Annotated in this window: 21 protein-coding genes and 1 pseudogene; 18 read left to right on the top strand and 4 right to left on the bottom strand. The window is 36.0% G+C overall.

Annotated elements, in window-relative coordinates; all coding sequences use genetic code 11:
* The first annotated feature begins 3 nt into the window (after positions 1–3).
* From CWR45_RS02325 to mtnN, 5 genes are all read left to right on the top strand, one after another.
* A complete protein-coding gene (locus tag CWR45_RS02325; protein ID WP_115748182.1) occupies positions 4–852 on the top strand; it encodes a serine/threonine protein kinase in 849 nt (282 codons plus the stop codon).
* A gap of 438 nt (positions 853–1,290) precedes the next feature.
* Positions 1,291–2,682, top strand: coding sequence for a type VII secretion protein EssB/YukC (locus CWR45_RS02330; protein ID WP_115748183.1), 1,392 nt, complete (start codon positions 1,291–1,293; stop codon positions 2,680–2,682).
* A 32-nt stretch (positions 2,683–2,714) separates the two neighbouring features.
* Positions 2,715–2,972, top strand: a complete 258-nt coding sequence (locus CWR45_RS02335; RefSeq protein WP_115748184.1) for a hypothetical protein — start codon at positions 2,715–2,717, stop codon at positions 2,970–2,972.
* 370 nt (positions 2,973–3,342) lie between these two features.
* A complete protein-coding gene (locus tag CWR45_RS02340) occupies positions 3,343–4,017 on the top strand; it encodes a YrrS family protein (protein ID WP_245975316.1) in 675 nt (224 codons plus the stop codon).
* Between the two features lie 27 nt (positions 4,018–4,044).
* Positions 4,045–4,734 (top strand): 5'-methylthioadenosine/S-adenosylhomocysteine nucleosidase, encoded by a 690-nt coding sequence (gene mtnN, locus CWR45_RS02345; protein ID WP_115748186.1) that lies wholly within the window; start codon positions 4,045–4,047, stop codon positions 4,732–4,734.
* A 55-nt stretch (positions 4,735–4,789) separates the two neighbouring features.
* On the opposite strand, the gene sigK is transcribed toward mtnN, so the two are convergent.
* Both sigK and CWR45_RS02355 read right to left on the bottom strand, forming a co-directional pair.
* Positions 4,790–5,494: an RNA polymerase sporulation sigma factor SigK gene (sigK, locus tag CWR45_RS02350; RefSeq protein ID WP_115748187.1), complete on the bottom strand. Its 705-nt coding sequence runs from the start codon at positions 5,492–5,494 to the stop codon at positions 4,790–4,792.
* A 182-nt stretch (positions 5,495–5,676) separates the two neighbouring features.
* Positions 5,677–5,823, bottom strand: a complete 147-nt coding sequence (locus CWR45_RS02355) for a sporulation histidine kinase inhibitor Sda (protein ID WP_115748188.1) — start codon at positions 5,821–5,823, stop codon at positions 5,677–5,679.
* A gap of 347 nt (positions 5,824–6,170) precedes the next feature.
* Here CWR45_RS02355 and CWR45_RS02360 point away from each other — a divergent pair, with 347 nt between their 5' ends.
* The 11 genes and pseudogenes from CWR45_RS02360 (at position 6,171) to CWR45_RS20035 (ending at position 15,136) form a co-directional block, all read left to right on the top strand.
* Positions 6,171–6,740: a YqeG family HAD IIIA-type phosphatase gene (locus CWR45_RS02360; RefSeq protein WP_115748189.1), complete on the top strand. Its 570-nt coding sequence runs from the start codon at positions 6,171–6,173 to the stop codon at positions 6,738–6,740.
* 2 nt (positions 6,741–6,742) lie between these two features.
* Positions 6,743–7,840 (top strand): ribosome biogenesis GTPase YqeH, encoded by a 1,098-nt coding sequence (gene yqeH, locus CWR45_RS02365; protein ID WP_115748190.1) that lies wholly within the window; start codon positions 6,743–6,745, stop codon positions 7,838–7,840.
* Between the two features lie 12 nt (positions 7,841–7,852).
* On the top strand, positions 7,853–8,704 hold the full coding sequence (gene aroE / locus CWR45_RS02370) for a shikimate dehydrogenase (RefSeq protein WP_115748191.1): 852 nt from the start codon (positions 7,853–7,855) through the stop codon (positions 8,702–8,704).
* Position 8,705: 1 nt separating this feature from the next.
* Positions 8,706–8,996, top strand: a complete 291-nt coding sequence (gene yhbY / locus CWR45_RS02375; RefSeq protein WP_115748192.1) for a ribosome assembly RNA-binding protein YhbY — start codon at positions 8,706–8,708, stop codon at positions 8,994–8,996.
* A 38-nt stretch (positions 8,997–9,034) separates the two neighbouring features.
* Positions 9,035–9,604: a nicotinate-nucleotide adenylyltransferase gene (locus tag CWR45_RS02380; protein WP_115748193.1), complete on the top strand. Its 570-nt coding sequence runs from the start codon at positions 9,035–9,037 to the stop codon at positions 9,602–9,604.
* Complete coding sequence (yqeK, locus tag CWR45_RS02385) at positions 9,591–10,172, top strand: bis(5'-nucleosyl)-tetraphosphatase (symmetrical) YqeK (RefSeq protein ID WP_115748194.1); 582 nt, start codon at positions 9,591–9,593, stop codon at positions 10,170–10,172. The genes CWR45_RS02380 and yqeK overlap by 14 nt, the downstream gene beginning before the upstream one ends.
* 82 nt (positions 10,173–10,254) lie before the next feature.
* The gene (gene rsfS / locus CWR45_RS02390) at positions 10,255–10,611 is read left to right on the top strand and encodes a ribosome silencing factor (RefSeq protein WP_115748195.1); all 357 of its coding nucleotides are present in this window, start codon (positions 10,255–10,257) and stop codon (positions 10,609–10,611) included.
* A 5-nt stretch (positions 10,612–10,616) separates the two neighbouring features.
* Complete coding sequence (locus tag CWR45_RS02395) at positions 10,617–11,366, top strand: class I SAM-dependent DNA methyltransferase (RefSeq protein ID WP_115748196.1); 750 nt, start codon at positions 10,617–10,619, stop codon at positions 11,364–11,366.
* A gap of 154 nt (positions 11,367–11,520) precedes the next feature.
* Positions 11,521–12,123, top strand: a complete 603-nt coding sequence (locus CWR45_RS02400; protein WP_115748197.1) for a helix-hairpin-helix domain-containing protein — start codon at positions 11,521–11,523, stop codon at positions 12,121–12,123.
* 133 nt (positions 12,124–12,256) lie between these two features.
* Positions 12,257–12,823 (top strand): ComE operon protein 2, encoded by a 567-nt coding sequence (locus tag CWR45_RS02405; RefSeq protein WP_115748198.1) that lies wholly within the window; start codon positions 12,257–12,259, stop codon positions 12,821–12,823.
* A gap of 54 nt (positions 12,824–12,877) precedes the next feature.
* A pseudogene (locus CWR45_RS20035) lies at positions 12,878–15,136 on the top strand (DNA internalization-related competence protein ComEC/Rec2).
* A 244-nt stretch (positions 15,137–15,380) separates the two neighbouring features.
* Here the strand turns inward: CWR45_RS20035 and CWR45_RS02420 are convergent.
* Positions 15,381–15,515, bottom strand: a complete 135-nt coding sequence (locus CWR45_RS02420; RefSeq protein ID WP_115748201.1) for a YqzM family protein — start codon at positions 15,513–15,515, stop codon at positions 15,381–15,383.
* A gap of 293 nt (positions 15,516–15,808) precedes the next feature.
* On the opposite strand from CWR45_RS02420, the gene holA reads away from it, so the two are divergent.
* Positions 15,809–16,840: a DNA polymerase III subunit delta gene (holA, locus tag CWR45_RS02425; RefSeq protein WP_115748202.1), complete on the top strand. Its 1,032-nt coding sequence runs from the start codon at positions 15,809–15,811 to the stop codon at positions 16,838–16,840.
* A gap of 78 nt (positions 16,841–16,918) precedes the next feature.
* On the opposite strand, the gene rpsT is transcribed toward holA, so the two are convergent.
* The gene (gene rpsT, locus CWR45_RS02430) at positions 16,919–17,185 is read right to left on the bottom strand and encodes a 30S ribosomal protein S20 (RefSeq protein ID WP_115748203.1); all 267 of its coding nucleotides are present in this window, start codon (positions 17,183–17,185) and stop codon (positions 16,919–16,921) included.
* Positions 17,186–17,579: 394 nt separating this feature from the next.
* Here rpsT and gpr point away from each other — a divergent pair, with 394 nt between their 5' ends.
* On the top strand, positions 17,580–18,677 hold the full coding sequence (gene gpr, locus CWR45_RS02435; RefSeq protein ID WP_115748204.1) for a GPR endopeptidase: 1,098 nt from the start codon (positions 17,580–17,582) through the stop codon (positions 18,675–18,677).
* Positions 18,678–18,680 lie beyond the last annotated feature (3 nt).

An 18,680-nucleotide genomic window follows, 5' to 3' on the forward strand; every position in this document is an offset into this window, starting at 1 on the left:
ACTGTGAATAAGCATGGGATTCTGATTGAGCGAGGGGATCTGTTAAATAATAAATATATCGTTCTTTCACATATTGCTTCTGGTGGAATGTCCGAGGTCTATTTAATAGAAGAAAAAAATAATCTGGGTAAAAGATGGGCAGTAAAAATTACGAGCATTACAAATAAATTGGCAGCAAAATTAAAGGATGAAGCAAGGCTGTTAAGTGAGCTACATCATTCTAGTCTTCCTCATGTTGTTGATTTTTTTCAAACGGAAGAATATTTTTATCTTGTTCAGGAATATGTTGAAGGCGTATCACTATCAGACCAGATGGCATTGTATAATAATCAGCTACCAATGGAAACAATCCTGCATATTGGCATCGAGCTTTGTGAAGTTCTCCACTATTTACATAACCAAAAACCATATCCTATTATTTATCGCGACATTAAACCAGGCAATATCATGGTGATGAACAACCGATCGATAAAATTAATTGATTTCGGGATTGCACGCAGATTCCAGGAGAATTTAATCCAAGACACAGTTCAAGTAGGAACAGTAGGATTTGCAGCACCAGAACAATTTGAAAAGCGACAAACAGACCGCAGAACAGATCTATTTTCACTAGGAGCCTTATTATATTATTTAGTTTCAAAAGGAAAGTACGTATACATCGCACAGAAACCCATTCGCGACTTTAATAAGAAAATACCCAAGGACCTGGAAAAATGCATTAACAAGCTAGTACAACTCCAACCAAAAGACAGAATACAGGATGCGAGAGAAGCAAAGAAACTATTATTGAAAGCACAAGAAGAACTAGAAAAACCAAGAAACATCCTCCAGCGTCTCCTACTGCGGTTTTGAGAAGTTAACCAGAGCTGTGTGCAGATAAGATAGGCAGTATATTTTACCATCTCTAAGTATCTCGTAATTGATTAATTGATATAAACTGCAAACTTGCGAGAATTTTTAATATCAGATGGGATGATTTGGCTATTCACAATCAGTCTCCATTTATTTGCTACATTCGAGATTGGATGTTTTTGTGTAAGTAACTCCTTTAAAGTTACTTTTTGCACTTACCCAGCGGAAGAAATACACGAAGACTCCTACGGGAAGAAGAGCTTCGGTGAGACTACGAAGCGCGTTAGCTCGAGTTGACTCACCAGCTCCCTTAGGATGCGCAAAGTGTATTTCTGGAGCGACTGGCCCGAGAGCCCTTGACACGCAACACTACTCTGCAGTTTATATAAAATCCATAATATAATAAATACCAGCTTTTAAGAAAACGGAGGGATAAAAATGACAGAAAAAGCCCCGCTGCAATATGGAGAAATAACAGATAATGAAGAAGTTATCATTTACGAAATAGCTAAAGAACAAACAAATCTAGTAGATATTGAGCAACTAGACGAATTAAAGCGGAAAGATGTCTTCTTCTTTGAATGCCAGCACATACTTGCTGACGAAACTAGTATTCGTTTATACTATAAGCGAAATAAAGCATATCAAAAACTTAAACACTATCGAAATTCCAGCAAGGAAGTAAAGCGACAAATTGCATTGCAAATATTATCCATCGATCGATTAATCGGTACACAATATACCACACTAGTTCATCCTGATAATATTTATGTGACATCTGATGGTGATGTTAAATTTGCTTTTCGTGGGATTCGCTCAATCTTTGTACAGGAACGTTTTAATATGGAACAACTATTAATTGATCAAAAAAGAGTCTTACTTTACTTGTTTTCGACGTATGCTTATGATGAAATAACAGGTAATGATTTAAATCATATAAAAACGAGTGAGCCAATCCTGACAACAATTATTAACGCAAATTCAATGGTGATATTAAGCAGCTTTTTCAAAAAAATGGAGACAGCACCGAAACAAGCTGCAGTAAAACCAGCGGCGATAAAGAAAAATGCAAAAACTCCTAAAAAGAATGTTTCCTTATTATCAGGAATTTTAGTTGGTGTCATTATTGGCTTGCTTTCTATGTATGTGCTGAAAGTAATGCCACTTACCGAAGCGTCGACGGCTATGGCGAATGAAAATGAAGAAATAGGTAAAAACGAAGCGCAACTTATCGAAGAAAATAAAGCACTTGAAGCTTCACTAACTGATTTGCATACGGTGACAAAAGCCTATCGTGAAGTAATAGCTGGAAATACTGAGGAAGCAATTCCTTTATTTGAAAGTGCTGAAGCACTGGATGAGACTGCAAAACAAACATTGACAGAGCAATATATTGTGCAAAATTCGTTAGAAAGTTTATCAAAAGCTGCCAAAATTGGCAGTGATGAACAGCAAAAGGTTATTGTTAGGAAATTGAATGAGTTAAACAAAAAGGAAGCAAATCAAGCAATTCTTAGTATAGATTCAAATGTTCCAGAGGTAAAAATTGAGCAAGCGTGGGTTAAGAAGGATTATAATGAGATTATTAATCTATATTCAGAGCTTGTCGATAATCCTCGGGCAAAAGTGCTCGCGGCAAATAGTTATATTCATTTGGATAAACCGAAAGAAGCGAAGACACTTGCTTATGAACTGAAAGATAAGAAATTACAGCTGGCCAGCTTAAATAAGGAGAAAGAACTAGCTAACGCGAATAAGAAATTAAACGCCGAGCAACGAAAAGAGGCAATTTCGAAGATAGATGAAGAGATTAGTAAGGTTAACAAATAATTGAAATTAATTGCAAAAGAGGAGACCTATAAATGGAAGACTTCTTTTCACCGTTAATAAATATTTTAAAAGTTGCTTATGATGCTATTGCGAAATTTGTTTTTTCAACCGTGTTATGGATAATAGATTTAATTAAGAACTTTCTGCTTGATACTGGAATTACGGATGATGTAGTAACTGCGACAGTAATTGCTGTGATTATTATGTTGAGTATCTTTCTTTTTCTGGTAGGGTGGTTTTTAGGTCCCATTCGTGTATATGGTGGGGGTTATGATTCGGATGATGATTAAAAGTTGGAAATTAATTGCAAAAGAGGAGACCTATAAATGGAAGACTTCTATTCACCGTTAATAAATATTTAAAAAGTTGCTTATGATGCTACTGCGAAATTTGTTTTTTCAATAGTGTTATGGATAATAGATTTAATTAAAAACTTCCTGCTTGATACTGGAATTACGAATAATGTAGTAACTGCAACAGTAATAGCAGTGATTATTATATTTATTATTTTTCTTCTTGTAGCGGGATGGTTTTTTGGAATTTTACAAGGTCGAGTTAAAGGAAGTAATGATTCATACGATAATTAAAAATGTAATGTTCCTATAATACTATTATACATAGGAAATATGGTACTATAATATAATAGTATAGGGGGTAGATATGATGAGAGATATGGATAGAAATACACGCTTAAATAAATTCGAAAAAAGAAGGAAAACGACAAAGTCCATTACAATTTTGCTAATTGCTGGGGCTGTGCTCATCGTTGTACTTCTCGCTTTTTGGATTTTTGGCGGAGGAAATGACGACTCAGACACCACATCCGAAGAACCAATGGAGGAGTCATCTGAAATTATTATAAATGATGATTCAAAATCAAATGATGACTCAAATAATAATACAGAAGAAAATGAGGAAGCTACTGAAGATGAAGCAGAGTCTACTACACCAGATGAGGAAGAAGATACTAAAGCAAATAATGAAGAAGTAGAAACAGAGCCTGCTGAACCATCAGATGATAATGTTGAAGAGGCATTTACTGGTGACTGGGAACCGGTTGGAACTGTACAAACTGGCCCACATACAACGACGTATAATGAAGGCACGGCAGACCGAGCAGAACTGAAGAAGGCTTCGTCAGTTGCAACTGGAATAGCTGAGAATGATATGATTGAATGGTGGTATGAGAATGGCGGCGAACAGAAGGTAATCGCAACTGTATCCGATAATGCACAGACTGCAACGTATCGTGTTTTCCTATCATGGATTGATGGCGAAGGATGGCAGCCAACAAAAGTAGAAAAGCTAATTGTAAATGATCGAAAGAGTAATTAAACGAAATGCTATAAGTGGAGGACTATCATGACGATTGGAATAATTGGAGCAATGGATGAAGAAGTAGCACTTCTATTAGACAATATGACAGGGAAGCAGGAAGTTAGTGTTGCAAACTGTTTATTTGTTGAAGGAAAGCTTTATAGTAAAGATGTAGTATTATTAAAATCAGGAATTGGCAAAGTAAATGCGGCAATGGCAACTACAATTATGCATGAACGTTTTATGCCTAGCCATGTCATAAATACTGGTTCTGCAGGAGGATTCTCTGAAAAATTAAATGTAGGAGATATCGTAATATCTACGAAGGTTGTCCATCATGATGTGGATGTTACTGCATTTAATTATGAATATGGTCAAGTACCAGGACTACCTGCGATGTATGAAGCAGATCAACGGCTTGTTGAGAAAGCCATTGCAGCTGTTAATAACCTATCGATAAATTATGAAGAAGGCATTATTGCTACAGGAGATTCATTTATGGAGGATCCTGAGCGAGTAGCATTTGTACGAGCGAAGTTCCCTCAGATGATTGCTTCCGAAATGGAGGCTGCTGCAGTTGCTCAGGTTTGTTACCAATATGAAAAGCCATTTGTCATTATACGGGCTTTATCTGATATTGCAGGTAAGGCATCGTCTGTCTCATTTGATGAATTTTTAGAGCAAGCAGCAAAGCATGCAGCACAATTAATTATGGCGATTATTAAAGAAGTGTAAGTAATAAAGGATAATGGAGAACGCGAATGGAGGGAGCTTCATTCGCGTTCTCCTTTCAACCTCTCCGCTCTTTTTTATAATACTCGTGGAATACTTTCATCAATGCTCGTTTTTCAATCCGCGATACATAGCTTCTCGAAATATTTAGCTTTTTGGCTATCTCTCTTTGTGTCATTTCTTTTGTATCATTTAAACCATAGCGATAGACAATCACTTCTCGTTCCCGTCCATCTAAAATTGTAAAGTATTCCTGCATTTTCTCGATTTCCATGTTTAATTGAATATACTCGATAATATTGTCACTTTCAGCCTCCAAAATGTCGATTAAGCTAATTTCATTTCCTTCTCGGTCTTGGCCAATCGGGTCATGTAAGGAGACATCCTTCTTTACTTTCTTTAACGCGCGTAAATGCATCAAAATTTCGTTTTCGATACAACGAGCAGCATATGTTGCAAGCTTCGTTCCTTTATCAGTTGAAAAGCTTTCTACGCCCTTAATTAAACCAATGGTGCCGATGGAAATAAGATCCTCCATATCCTCCCCGGTATTTTCAAATTTCTTGACGATATGTGCAACTAATCGTAAATTATGTTCAATAAGCTTATTTCTAGCAACTTCACTACCGTTTTGCATTTCTTGAATGTATTTTGCTTCTTCGTCAGGTGGTAAAGGTTGGGGAAAGGCGTGGTTTTTCACATATGAAACAAAGAAGAGTGCTTCCTTAATAAGAAACGTCAGTGCTGTTAAGATCCCGGACAAATACATGCACCTCCTATACATCAATCTTTCTCGTTGGGTATCTGCCTATATAACATCTTTATGTAACTGATGCGGTTTTCGTGTCTGTCCAGTTCGATATAATTGTATTTTTCTTTAACAAAGAAATAACTCCTACCCAATGGATAGGAGTTGTATGCATCTTCTCTTCAATAATATGATGTTTAACCTAACTTCGAACAGGTAATCTTGTGTGATAAATACCTTCTATGAATTTCTTCTTCAATTAAAGAGATGAAATCTGGACTTAATTGCAGTTCATTTGCTGTATAATAGGATTCTAATAGTAACTCATCCGATAAGTGTTCCACCCATACAGCCCTCCTAAATGTCGAATATTCTTTCAAATGTTAAGCTATTAATAATTTAACATGTTTCTAATTGTTGGACAAGGTCGAAGTTATCTACAGATGCTTGTAGATAACTTGTGCATAAAGTGGGAATTATCATTAAAACAGCTAAGCTAATGGGGAGGAAATGTGAGTAAGGTTATCCACAATAAGAAAAAGAAAGTTATTTGTCGAACGAATTATTGCATATTTGTTTTAAATTTTCATAATTTTGCATTTCTGTCAGCTATTTATGAATTTGCTTCTTCTTAAAAGTTTAAGGTAATTTCCTTTAAACTTCTAGTCATTTATTATAGGAATAGGTTATAATGGTAATTTGTGATAAACTAGTCAGCGATGAATGGGTAAATGAGGTGTTAAATATGATCAGTAAATTTTTGCCAAATGAGCATGTAAAAAGTATATTTGATATACAACCAGCAAAATTAAAGCAAAAGGGAATTAAAGGAATAATAACTGATTTAGACAATACGTTAGTTGCTTGGGATGTACGTGATGCAACCCCTGAAGTAATTAATTGGTTTGAACAGATGAAATTGCATGATATTAAGGTAACGATTATTTCTAATAATAATCAAGAAAGAGTAAGTGTGTTTTCCGAGCCAATTGGGACACCTTTCGTATATAGTGCTAGGAAGCCACTTAGCCGTGCATTTAAGACTGTAGCGAAGCAAATGGGTCTGAAGAAAGAAGAAATTGTCGTTATTGGTGATCAATTGTTAACCGATGTACTTGGTGGTAATTCAGCAGGTTTTTATACGATTTTAGTTGTACCAATAGTACAAACAGATGGTAAAATAACTAAAATAAATCGAAGAATTGAACGGATTATTTTAAATTATATGCGGAAAAAGGGTAAAATAAGTTGGGAGGAATAAGTTTGGAAAAGATTTATTGTCAAGGATGTGGGGTTGAAATTCAAACGACCGATCCGGACAAACTTGGATATACACCAAAATCTTCATTAGATAAAGAAACAGTTTTATGTAAACGATGCTTTCGCTTAAAGCATTATAATGAAATTCAAGATATTTCTATAAAAGATGATGAGTATTTGAAGATGGTTAGCTCAATTCAAAAGGCAAAGGGTCTAATTGTTCACGTGATTGATATATTTGATGTAAATGGAAGCATGATTAAGAGCCTGCCAAGAATCACTGGAGATAACCCTATAATATTAGTAGGTAATAAAATGGATTTATTGCCGAAATCGACGAACCAGCGTAGATTGATTCAATGGTTAAGAACACAAGCGAAAGAAGCTGGGATAAAGCTGCTCGATGTATTTCTAATTTCTTCTGTAAAAGGACATGGTATAGAAGAATTAATGGGAGAGATTGAGCGTAACCGAAAGAATCAGGATGTTTATATTGTGGGGACTACAAATGTTGGGAAATCAACATTTATCAATAAATTAATTAAACAAACGACAGGTTTCAGCGATGTCATTACGACATCTTACTTTCCAGGAACAACCCTCGGGTTTATTGAAATTCCTCTTGATGAGGAGACATCATTAATAGATACACCAGGTATCGTGAATAAACAGCAAATTGCTCATTATATTTCTAAAGAGGATTTAAAACTAATTACACCAAAGAGTGAAATTAAGGCAAGAATCTATCAATTAAATAGTGGACAAACATTATTCTTCGGTGGGCTGGCTCGAATCGATTTTATTAAAGGTGACAGACAATCACTTGTTTGTTATTTCTCAAATGAGTTACCAATCCATCGGACAAAGGTAGAAAAAGCTGATGAATTGTATGAAAATCATGTTGGAGAGCTTTTATCGCCGCCAAATGAGAAGTCTCTATCAAGACTACCGAAATTAACAAAGAGCACATTTCGTATTTCGGGAGAGAAAACGGATATTGTTTTTCCTGGATTGGGCTGGGTAAGTATCGCGGATGATGCTACCGTTATTGCTCATAGTCCGAAGGGTGTAGCTGTATCGATTAGAAAATCACTTCTTTAAGGGGGAAGTACGATGGGGGACAAGTACCGGTTTGAGCTTATTGGCTTTCCGATTAAGCATTCTAATTCACCATGGATTCATGAATCGTTTTTTAATAGAAGTAAACTGCAAGGGACGTATATAAAAAATGAAATTCCTCTTGAAGACGATTTTGCAGAGAAAATCATGCAGATGAAAGCAAGGGATATAGATGGTTTTAATATTACGGTACCATATAAGCAGACAATTATCCCCTATTTGGATGAAGTGGATGCAGTAGCTGCGAAGATTGGGGCAGTGAATACAGTGCTGAATCGAAACGGAATTTGGAAGGGCTATAATACAGATGGTAGTGGTTATTTACGATCACTTGAAAGTAAATTCTCTACTTTTGGCGAGGATAAATCGATTCGTATCTTAATCCTCGGTGCTGGTGGTGCGGCACGTGGGATATTCTGCGCTTTTACAGAAGAAGGTTTCACTCATATTGATATTGCTAATCGCACTATGGCAAGGGCAGAAGAAATTGCTAAGCTTGCAACAGATAAGACTACAACGAAAATTCTAACCCTAGAGGAAGCAGAGCAATCAATTAATCAATATGACTTGATAATACAAACTACATCTGTTGGTATGAAACCAGCAACCGACCAATCCATTATCTCACTAGAGCATTTGAATACATCATGCATTGTGAGTGATATAGTATATCAGCCATTAAAGACCAACCTGTTAACACAGGCGGAAGCGGCAGGTGCACAAATCCATTATGGTCATACGATGCTGCTCTATCAAGCACAGCTCGCATTTGAAATTTGGACCGGAGAGCTTGTATCAACAGAAAATATGGATAAAGAATTACAACTTATTTTGGAAGGAAGATAATATGTTAACAGGTAAGCAAAAAAGATTTTTACGTTCGAAGGCACATCATTTGAAACCAATATTTCAAGTTGGTAAGGAAGGTGTCAACGAAAATATGGTGAAACAAATTGGCGAGGCATTAGAAAAAAGAGAGCTCTTAAAGGTAAGCATACTTCAAAATTGCAGCGATGATAAAGATACAGTTGCTGCACAATTATCAGAGGGAACTGCTGCTGATGTTGTGCAAATTATTGGTAATAATATTGTCTTGTATCGAGAATCTGAAGAACATAAGGAAATACACTTACCATAATAACTTGTTGAGAGATAAGTTAGATAAAGGAGTTTACTATGAGACGTATCGGCATATTGGGCGGAACATTTGATCCACCTCATTTGGGACATTTATTAATTGCAGAAGAGGTCCGCTTAACATTGGATTTGGAGGAAATATGGTTTATTCCAACCTATACGCCCCCACATAAGGACGAAGCGAAAACGAGTGCGACGGATCGAATCAATATGCTGGATAAGGCATTAGGAAGCAATCCTTTTTTCAAAATCAATACGATTGAAGTCGAGCGATTGGGAAAATCCTATACGTTTGATACGATGATCATGTTAACAGAAGAATTTCCAGAAGATGAATTCTACTTTATTATTGGAGCTGATATGGTCGAATATTTACCGAATTGGCATAAGATAGAAGAATTAGTTAACATTGTACAATTCGTAGGTGTGAAGCGTTCGGGGTACAAACTGCAAACGGAATATCCTGTCATAGAAGTTGAAATACCTTTAATCGATATTTCTTCTTCCATGCTAAGGGAAAGATTACGATCCCAGCAATCAGTAAAATATTTAGTTCCAGATGTGGTAACCAACTACATTAGGGAGAAGGCGTTATATGGAAAAAAATGAAGCAATTAATATTGTCAGACCCTATTTAACTAAAGCGAGAATGGAACACACAATACGTGTAGCTGAAACAGCGGTAGGTCTTGCAAGTAAATACGGTGAATCAGTAGAAAAAGCAGAACTTGCAGCGATTTTTCATGATTATGCAAAGTATCGGTCATTGGATGAAATGGCTCGGTGGATTAGGGAGAGCACATTGCCAAAGGATTTATTAGACTATCATCATGAATTATGGCATGGACCAGTTGGATCATTATTAATTGAACGGGAACATGGAATTACCGACACCGATATTAAAAATGCGATATATTATCATACAACTGGTAGAGCGAATATGAGTCAGTTTGAGATGATTATTTATTTAGCAGACTATATTGAGCCAGGTAGAAAATTCCCAGGACTTGACGAGGTAAGGCAAATGGCTGAAAGGGATTTATTACAGGCATGCTTTTTGGTTTCCAAAAATACAATAAATTACCTAATGAAAAAAAATGCAACAATCTACCCTGATTCGTTTCATGCATATAATGATTTTAATAGAAAACTAAGGTTTAACCAAGCCTTTCAGTGACATCCTTAGTTGCACTTATGTAGTAAGAAATATTTTATACTTTCTTACCTACCTAAAAAAGTAAATGGAGGTAATTAACTAGATGAAAAATCAAGAATTAGTACAAATAATTGCAGAAGCAGCAGAAGATAAACGTGCAGAGGAAATTATCGCATTGGATATGAAAGAAGTATCTCTAATTGCAGATTATTTCTTAATTTGCCACGGAAATACTGAAAGACAGGTACAAGCGATTGCGAGAGGGATCCAAGATCGTGTTGAAGAAGAAGGAATCCATTTAAAACGAATGGAAGGATTTGAACAGGCTCGCTGGGTCCTAGTTGATATCGGTGATGTAGTTTGTCATATATTCCACAAAGAAGAGCGTACTTATTATAATTTGGAACGTTTATGGGGAGACGCTGCAAGAGTGCCATTACAAATTGGGCAAGAAGGGTAAGTAATATGGCTTATCAGCAAATGGCATTTGTATATGACAAATTAATGAGTGATGCTCCGTATGATTCTTGGATTAATTTCACAATGAAAGTTATCCAAAATTCAGGGAAGCAAGTGAAGGAAATTGCAGATCTCGGATGTGGGACAGGAGAGATTACGACAAAGCTAGCCGAGAGAGGTTATGTTATGACAGGCGTCGATTACTCATCCGATATGCTTGCTTACGCAGAGCATAAAGCGAGTGAACGGAATGTTTCTATCCAATGGCTGCATCAAGATTTAAAGGAGCTAGAAGGGTTAGCGAATCTTGACGCAGCAATTAGTTACTGCGATGTCATGAACTATATCACAGCTGAAGATGATATTAAGCAAGTATTTGTTCGAATTGCTGACTCTTTGAAAGCTGGAGGACTTTTTATGTTTGATGTTCACTCGCTCCAGCATGTTGAGCAAAATTACGTGAATCAAACCTTCGCTGATGTTACAGATGATGCTTCATACATTTGGTTTTGCTCAGAAGGGGATGAACCCGGAGAGATGTTCCATGAATTAACTTTCTTCTCTTTAGATGGAGATCGCTACACTCGATTTGATGAATATCATCATCAACGAACCTATTCAGTAAATTTTTATAAAAAATTATTAGAAGCTGCAGGCTTTGAAAATATAAATATCTATGCTGATTTTTCATTAAAGGAAGAAAATATTAATGATCAATCAGAGAGAATCTTCTTTATAGCAGAAAAAAGGTCGTGATAATTCAATTATCCGATCTTTTTTTGTTAGCAGGACTTTAGAATTCCCTGTCGAAGACTTAGTAATAGTTATATGTAATGTCTTCGATTTCACCTAAATTTAATCAGTTTTTCTTCTTTATTTCCCCGAATGATACAAAAGGAAGTGAACCCAAATGTTTGAAAATCTCAAGAAATATGCTTTTTTTGTAATTATTGTGATTATTATTATTTTATTTTTCCTCTTCACAGGTGATGCTGAAATGGTAGAGGATGATGAATTAAATGCTGTAAATCTTGCTGAGAACTCCCAACAAGATGAAAACCTGCTTGAACCCGGTCTAGCAGCAAGTGATAATTCCGTTGCATTTGTAGATATTAAAGGAGCAGTTCTTAAACCAGGTGTATATGAAATTGAGATTGATTCGCGTGTGAATGATGCTATCCTTAAAGCAGGAGGGTTTACTGCTGATGCAGACCAAACAGGAGTGAATCTCGCGCAAAAGATTCAGGATGAAATGGTCCTAGTCATACCAAGGATTGGAGAGCAACCATCTTCAACTAATAGTACAAGTAGCGATTTGCTGAAAATAAGGTTAAATTATGCTACCCAAGAGGAAATCGAGAGTTTAACTGGAATCGGACCATCAAAAGCACAAGCTATAATTGCTCACAGGGATGAACATGGCTTTTTTCAAACTGTTGAAGATTTACTGGAGGTCTCGGGAATCGGTGAGAAAACATTAGATAATTTGAAAGACAGTATACAAGTGCCATAAGTAATAACGATTTTACTTACCATTGTTTGTTCTGTTATTTACTATCTAATAAAAATGTTATCACTTTCTTGAATTGACGAGATTTCATATTAGCATGTAAACTAATAAAGATAATGTTAGGGGGAATAGTCTAATGGAAAGAATTTCTTGGGATCAATATTTTATGGCTCAAAGCCATTTATTAGCGCTTCGGAGTACTTGCACTAGATTAATGGTTGGTGCAACAATCGTACGGGATAATCGGATTATTGCAGGTGGATATAATGGAAGTGTTTCAGGAAGTGTGCATTGCATCGATGATGGCTGTTATGTCATTGATGGTCACTGTGTTAGAACCGTCCATGCTGAGGCAAATGCATTATTACAATGTGCGAAATTCGGTGTCCCGACGGAAAATGCCTCAATTTATGTTACCCATTTCCCGTGCCTCCAATGTTGTAAACAACTGATTCAAAGTGGCATCAAATCGGTATATTATGCTGAAGACTATCGCAATCACCCGTATGCGGTAGAATTGTTTAAAGAAGCAGGCGTCAAAACTGAAAAAGTGCAATTAAATTATTTAGCTGTTGATACAAACTATCAAGAAAAAGAAGCGCTTGTAACTCAATTAATTGAAAAGCTAAATGGTTCGATTTCTGATGAAGAAGAAATAGCTGGATTTAAGAGAGCAGCTGAAAAGCTATTTTCAAATAAATAAACAGGTGCAAAAAAATTGAAGGGATATTGGCATTTTCCGGCAATTTCTGTTGCAATGGCCTGTTTAACGAGCCAAATTCATTTGATTTTTCTTATTGGCTTCTTCTTGTGGCTAAGTTATTTATATTATGATGGTCGCTTAAGGAAAATACCTATCCTTATTTCCTTGATCATCTTCCTCTTTTTCTTAGACCACCTGCCTCGACTTGACACGCAAATAGATCATACTGGTATGGTTCCTAATGTTTATGAACATTTAAAAGGCAGCATCAGTAGTGATGTATTAAAAACAGATAATAAAGTAGAGTTTACGTTGCACGAACAACAAATGGATGCTAAGCTCCTTATAGTAATCTTTCCTGAAGCTGATACGAACCAAGCAGATTCAGGGAATGAAATTAAAATGTTAAAGCATGGTGCGACCTGTGTAATCAATGGAGAATTGGAGCTACCAAGCACAAGCCGGAATCCGGGTCAATTTGATTATCGAGCATATTTATTGTCGAATGGGATTACACATCAGGTCATCGTAAATTCACCTGAAGATATTGAATGCCAAGGATCTAGTATTATTAATCGTTTTTATAAACTCCGTTCGGATTTAATTGCTTTCGTTGAAAGCAGAGTTAGTGCAGAGACATCGGCTTGGTTAACTTCTTTAGTGTTAGGTGATGATTCCAAATTACCAGATGAGACGGTTAAATTATTCCAGAGGTGGGGTCTTTCACATATTATTGCAATCTCTGGTTCAAATATAGCCTTACTTCTAGCGCTGATATATTTCTTGTTGATCAAGTCCAATCTACTTACGAAAGAGAAAGCGCAATTCATCGTCTTACTCTTCCTTCCAATTTACGGCATTCTAGCAGGTGGTGAGCCTTCAGTCTGGCGTGCTTGTGTGATGGTGATGTTCTTTATATTAATAAGGTAATTTAAGCTTAAATTTAGTATTACGGACGTACTTTCCATTACGTTTATTATTCTTATTCTCGCTGAAAAATATATTATATACCATATAGGATTTCAATTATCGTTTATGGTTACTTTCGCACTTTTGCTTTCAAAGAATTGGCTCATGAATTCTAACTCCTTGTTCATGCAGACACTGCAAATAAGTTTTGTTTCGCAAATGATGATTATCCCACTGCAATTCAGCTACTTCTCCATGCTGCAACCATTATCGATTTTATTGAATGTCTTCGTCGTTCCTTACTTTTCCCTTTTTGCTATACCACTTATGTATGTTCTCCTTCCACTATCAGTCTTACCAAAAACTTTACTTAAGATTATTGATACGATGTTCGTAAATGTACATTATGCTGTAATCAACTTTGTTAGGTGGGTGGATGGGATTGCGGATTATCCCTTTATGATTAGTTCTGTGTCACTAATCTTCACAATACTGTATTTTATTATATTTTTTGCATTTATGGACCAGCTAATACGGCAAAAATTACAGCAATCGTTTATGATTGGTATATTCTTGCCGATTCTAATTTGCGTGGTCGCATTGCGCCCATATTTATCACCGATTGGTACCGTAACGATGCTGGATATCGGCCAAGGCGATGCTTTTGTTATTGAGCTTCCTTATCGTAAAGGGGTTATCATGATTGATGCAGGTGCAAGATTTAACTTCGATGATATGCAGGCGACGAATTCCAATGCAGAACAAATCATCAAACCTTTTTTATATTCTAGAGGGATTAAAAAAATTGATGCCTTAATTTTGACCCATGAAGATATAGACCATGTTGGAAGTGTTGCATACATGGCAGGTGATTTAGAAATAGAAAATATTATTGTTAGTGACTATTATCAACTAACAGATGAAAATATAAGATTATTGAGAGCTTATGATATCAGGATTAAACGAGTAAAACGAGATGATTCAATAGTTATCCAGGAACAAAAATTCCATGTTATTGCACCGAATAACAATTATCATTCAGGAAACGAGAACTCACTTGTTTTGTATACAAAAATGGGTGGGAAGAGCTGGCTATTTACTGGAGATATTGGCAAAGCTCAGGAGAAAGAAATAGTGAAAACATATCCTAACTTAACGGCTGACGTGTTAAAGGTTGCGCACCATGGGAGTAGCACATCAAGTGATAGGGAGTTTTTACAACAACTTAATCCTCATATTGGCTTAATTTCCGCAGGCGCAAATAATATGTATGGACATCCGACAAGCGAGGTATTGGATGCTTTAACAGCGGAAGGAATCAATATTTTGCGTACGGATATCAATGGCGCTGTACAGTATCGATTTAAAGGAAGCAGGGGAATTTTCTATACGCATTTACCATAATCTGAACCGAAATAAAAAAATGAGCATGCTTCTGGAATCTCCCTTATGCCTTACTGATAAAGAAACTACTTCGGAGCTTATCCGGATAACTTAGATTTCTGTGGCGAGAAAATCGCTCACGTCCAGGCATTGGATCTGGGGGTGGGCTATTACTGTTATGCGACTTGATAGAAGTTTGAAAACAATAATATAACACAAAAAGAGACTGCGCTTACAGTCTCTTCCAAAAATTATGTAGTGATATTTACTGCCCAAATACACTGATTACTACCCCAATTGCGAAAATGAAAACAAAGAAAAGAAATGGCCAAACAAATCCGTGAATAGAGTCAACAACATCATTATTCCTAGACTGTGGGTCTTTCTCAAATTCGTTCATATCTACCCCTCCTATATCAATCATAGTATAAAGTAAATTCAAAAAAAAATCCACTAATCATAGATTTTTCCTCCACATTTAGAAAAACTTAACTGCGATACTTATACTTAGATAACATAAACTATGTGTATTAAAATATCATGTAATCGTTAGTTTCTAGAACTAGCTGTTGCATGTTAATATAGAAATTAGCAAGAAGCTTTTTCATTAGGAAGCTTCTTGCTAATTATTGCTTGCTATTATTGAACTTCCGCTTTACCATTAGTTATATACATGTCCTGGGGTGAGAATGAATGTCGTTTATGGAAGTAATGAAGCAAGTTAAAAAACAACAGATAGAGCCTTTATATTTCTTATATGGCTCAGAAGCTTACTTCATCGATCGCTTGCGTTCGCAGCTAATTGCGAACATACTTAAGGGTGATCGAGAAAATTTATTTGTTTATGATTTAGAAGAAACTCCAATCCAAGAAGTGATTGCTGATGCAGAGACCTATCCATTTTTTGGTGGGCAAAAATTAATTATCGCTTCAAATCCTGTATTTTTGAAAGCAAAGCCTGATAAATTACCATTTGAACATGATCTTGAAGCGTTTTCGAGATATATAAATAATCCGGTTGACTATTCCATTATCGTTTTGATTGCACCATACGAAAAAATTGATGAACGGAAGAAGATCAGTAAGTTACTGAAGAAAAATACAGTTGTAGCAAATTGTGAACCGATAAAAGAGAGTGAAGTAGCCAAATGGATTAAAACGTTAGCAGATGATTTAAAAATTACGCTCGAAAAAGATGTATATGACATGATTGAGACTGAACTCTCTTCAAACCTCCGATTATTAAAGGAAGAACTTGAAAAGCTAGCAATGTATGTAGGAGAAAACGGTGTCGTAACAATGGAAATTGCGGAGAAATTAATTGCACCAACATCGAATAGCTCGGCATTACGGCTTGTTGATGCAGTAATTGAAAGGAATTTACATAAAGCAATAGCAATTTTTAAAGACCTCGAGAAAATGAAAGAGGAGCCTATCGCTTTAATTGGGCTGCTTGCCTATCAGTTCCGGACAATTTTACGTGTCAAGTTATTAAAATTAAAAGGATACTCGCAATTTCAAATGCAAAAACAATTAGGCTTACATCCATATGTGATAAAAATTGCGATGAGTAGAGAAAACAAATTTTCTACTAAGAAATTAGAAGATATTATGAATAGGCTAGCAGATGCAGACCAAATAATGAAACAGGGTAAAATGGAAAAAGAGCTCGCATTTGAACTTTTACTTTTTGATTTAATTCATAAATCATCACAAGTCCATTAAAGCAAGTACATTTGTACATAGTGCGAGAAGCTTAGGTCAAAAATAAAAAAACGATCCATAGTCGGATCGTTTTTTTTATTATGCGCCTAAGTTATTTACTTTTTTAGTTAGACGAGATTTTTGACGGTTACCACTGTTTTGATGGATAAGTCCTTTTTGAACAGCTTTGTCAATTTTTTTAGTTGTATTTTTCAATGCAACTTTTGCATTTTCAACGTCGTTCGCTTCAACTAATTTTTCAACGTTTTTAATTGCTGAACGCATTTCTGATTTTTGAGAGTGGTTAAGCACACGTTTCTTTTCGTTAATACCAACACGTTTGATTGCTGATTTAATATTAGCCATTTTTTTCACCTCCTAAAAAGGTAATGATTCAAATTAAGTTTAGCATAGTTAAATATTCTCTAGATAAAACTTAGGAATATATGCAATTACATTAAAGTGGACAAAAGTTATTTTACCAAAGGAGCCACGCGATTTCAATACTTTTATCATTTAATCGCTCAATTTGTATGTTTTTGCTTAAGTTGTCCATTCTAATATTGACAATAGGCGTTTTCTAAAGGATCTATAAAACCGCCGTCACATGCATAGGATTAACAGCTTTGGAGGAAATACATGGAGATTCCTAAAGGAGAAAGCCCGTGAGGTCTAATCAACATAAAGTAATTTAGCAGTTTGCCTAAAAAATAGACAATAAGTGTCGAGATTAAGTATAAAACGAAGGGATGCTTCAGAAATGGAAGATACAAACAAAGTATATCAAGTTAGGACCGACCTAGCCGTAGAAGCAAGGGATATGTACGTAGAAACGGAAGAAAAACAGGAAAGTCATATTAAAGGTGTCACATTTAAAGAAAGAGCTGAGCGGGATGTGAACATATCCTATGTCGAGATTGATGAGGAAGGTGCGAAATTATTAGGAAAAAAGGCAGGTTCATACGTTACGATCTATGCGGATGGAGTAAAGAAACAGGACACCGCAAGGCAAGAGGCAGCAGCTAGAATACTGGCTAAAGAACTGGAACAATTAATTGCAAAAAATAATATCTCTGAGAATAGTACTGGATTAATTGTTGGTCTCGGTAATTGGAATGTCACGCCGGATGCACTTGGACCAATGGCAGTAGAAAAAGTGCTTGTAACAAGTCATTTATTTAGACTGAATTATGAAACTGTGAGTGAGGGGTATCGACCAGTTGCAGCAGTTACACCAGGTGTAATGGGAGTAACTGGGATTGAAACTGGAGATATTATTCATGGTATCGTGGAGAACTTCAAGCCAGATTTTGTAATCGCAATTGATGCACTCGCATCAAGATCAATTGAACGTGTAAATGAAACGATTCAGCTTTCTGATTCCGGTATACACCCTGGGTCTGGTGTTGGAAATAAAAGAAAAGAGATTAGCTTCGAAACACTGGGTATTCCAGTAATAGCTATTGGTGTTCCAACAGTCGTTGATGCTGTTACGATTACTAGTGATACAATAGATTTCATCTTAAAGCATTTTGGCAGGGAGTGGAATGAAAAGGATAGACCTTCTAAATCGCTTGCACCAGCAGGGCTGTCTTTTGGAGGGAAGAAATTTACGGAAGAAGACCTTCCTGATGATCAGAAGCGAAAAACATTTTTAGGAATTGTTGGGACTCTACCAGAAGAAGAAAAAAGAAAGTTAATAGAGGAAGTGCTAACACCGATTGGGCATAATATGATGGTAACTCCGAAAGAGGTGGACGGATTCATGATTGACATGTCCAATGTGATTGCAAATGGGATAAATGCGGCATTACATCAGAACGTTGATGTTGATAATTTTGCATCGTACTCAAGATAATCT

Source organism: Oceanobacillus chungangensis (genome assembly GCF_003369565.1).
GTDB lineage: Bacteria > Bacillota > Bacilli > Bacillales > Amphibacillaceae > Oceanobacillus > Oceanobacillus chungangensis.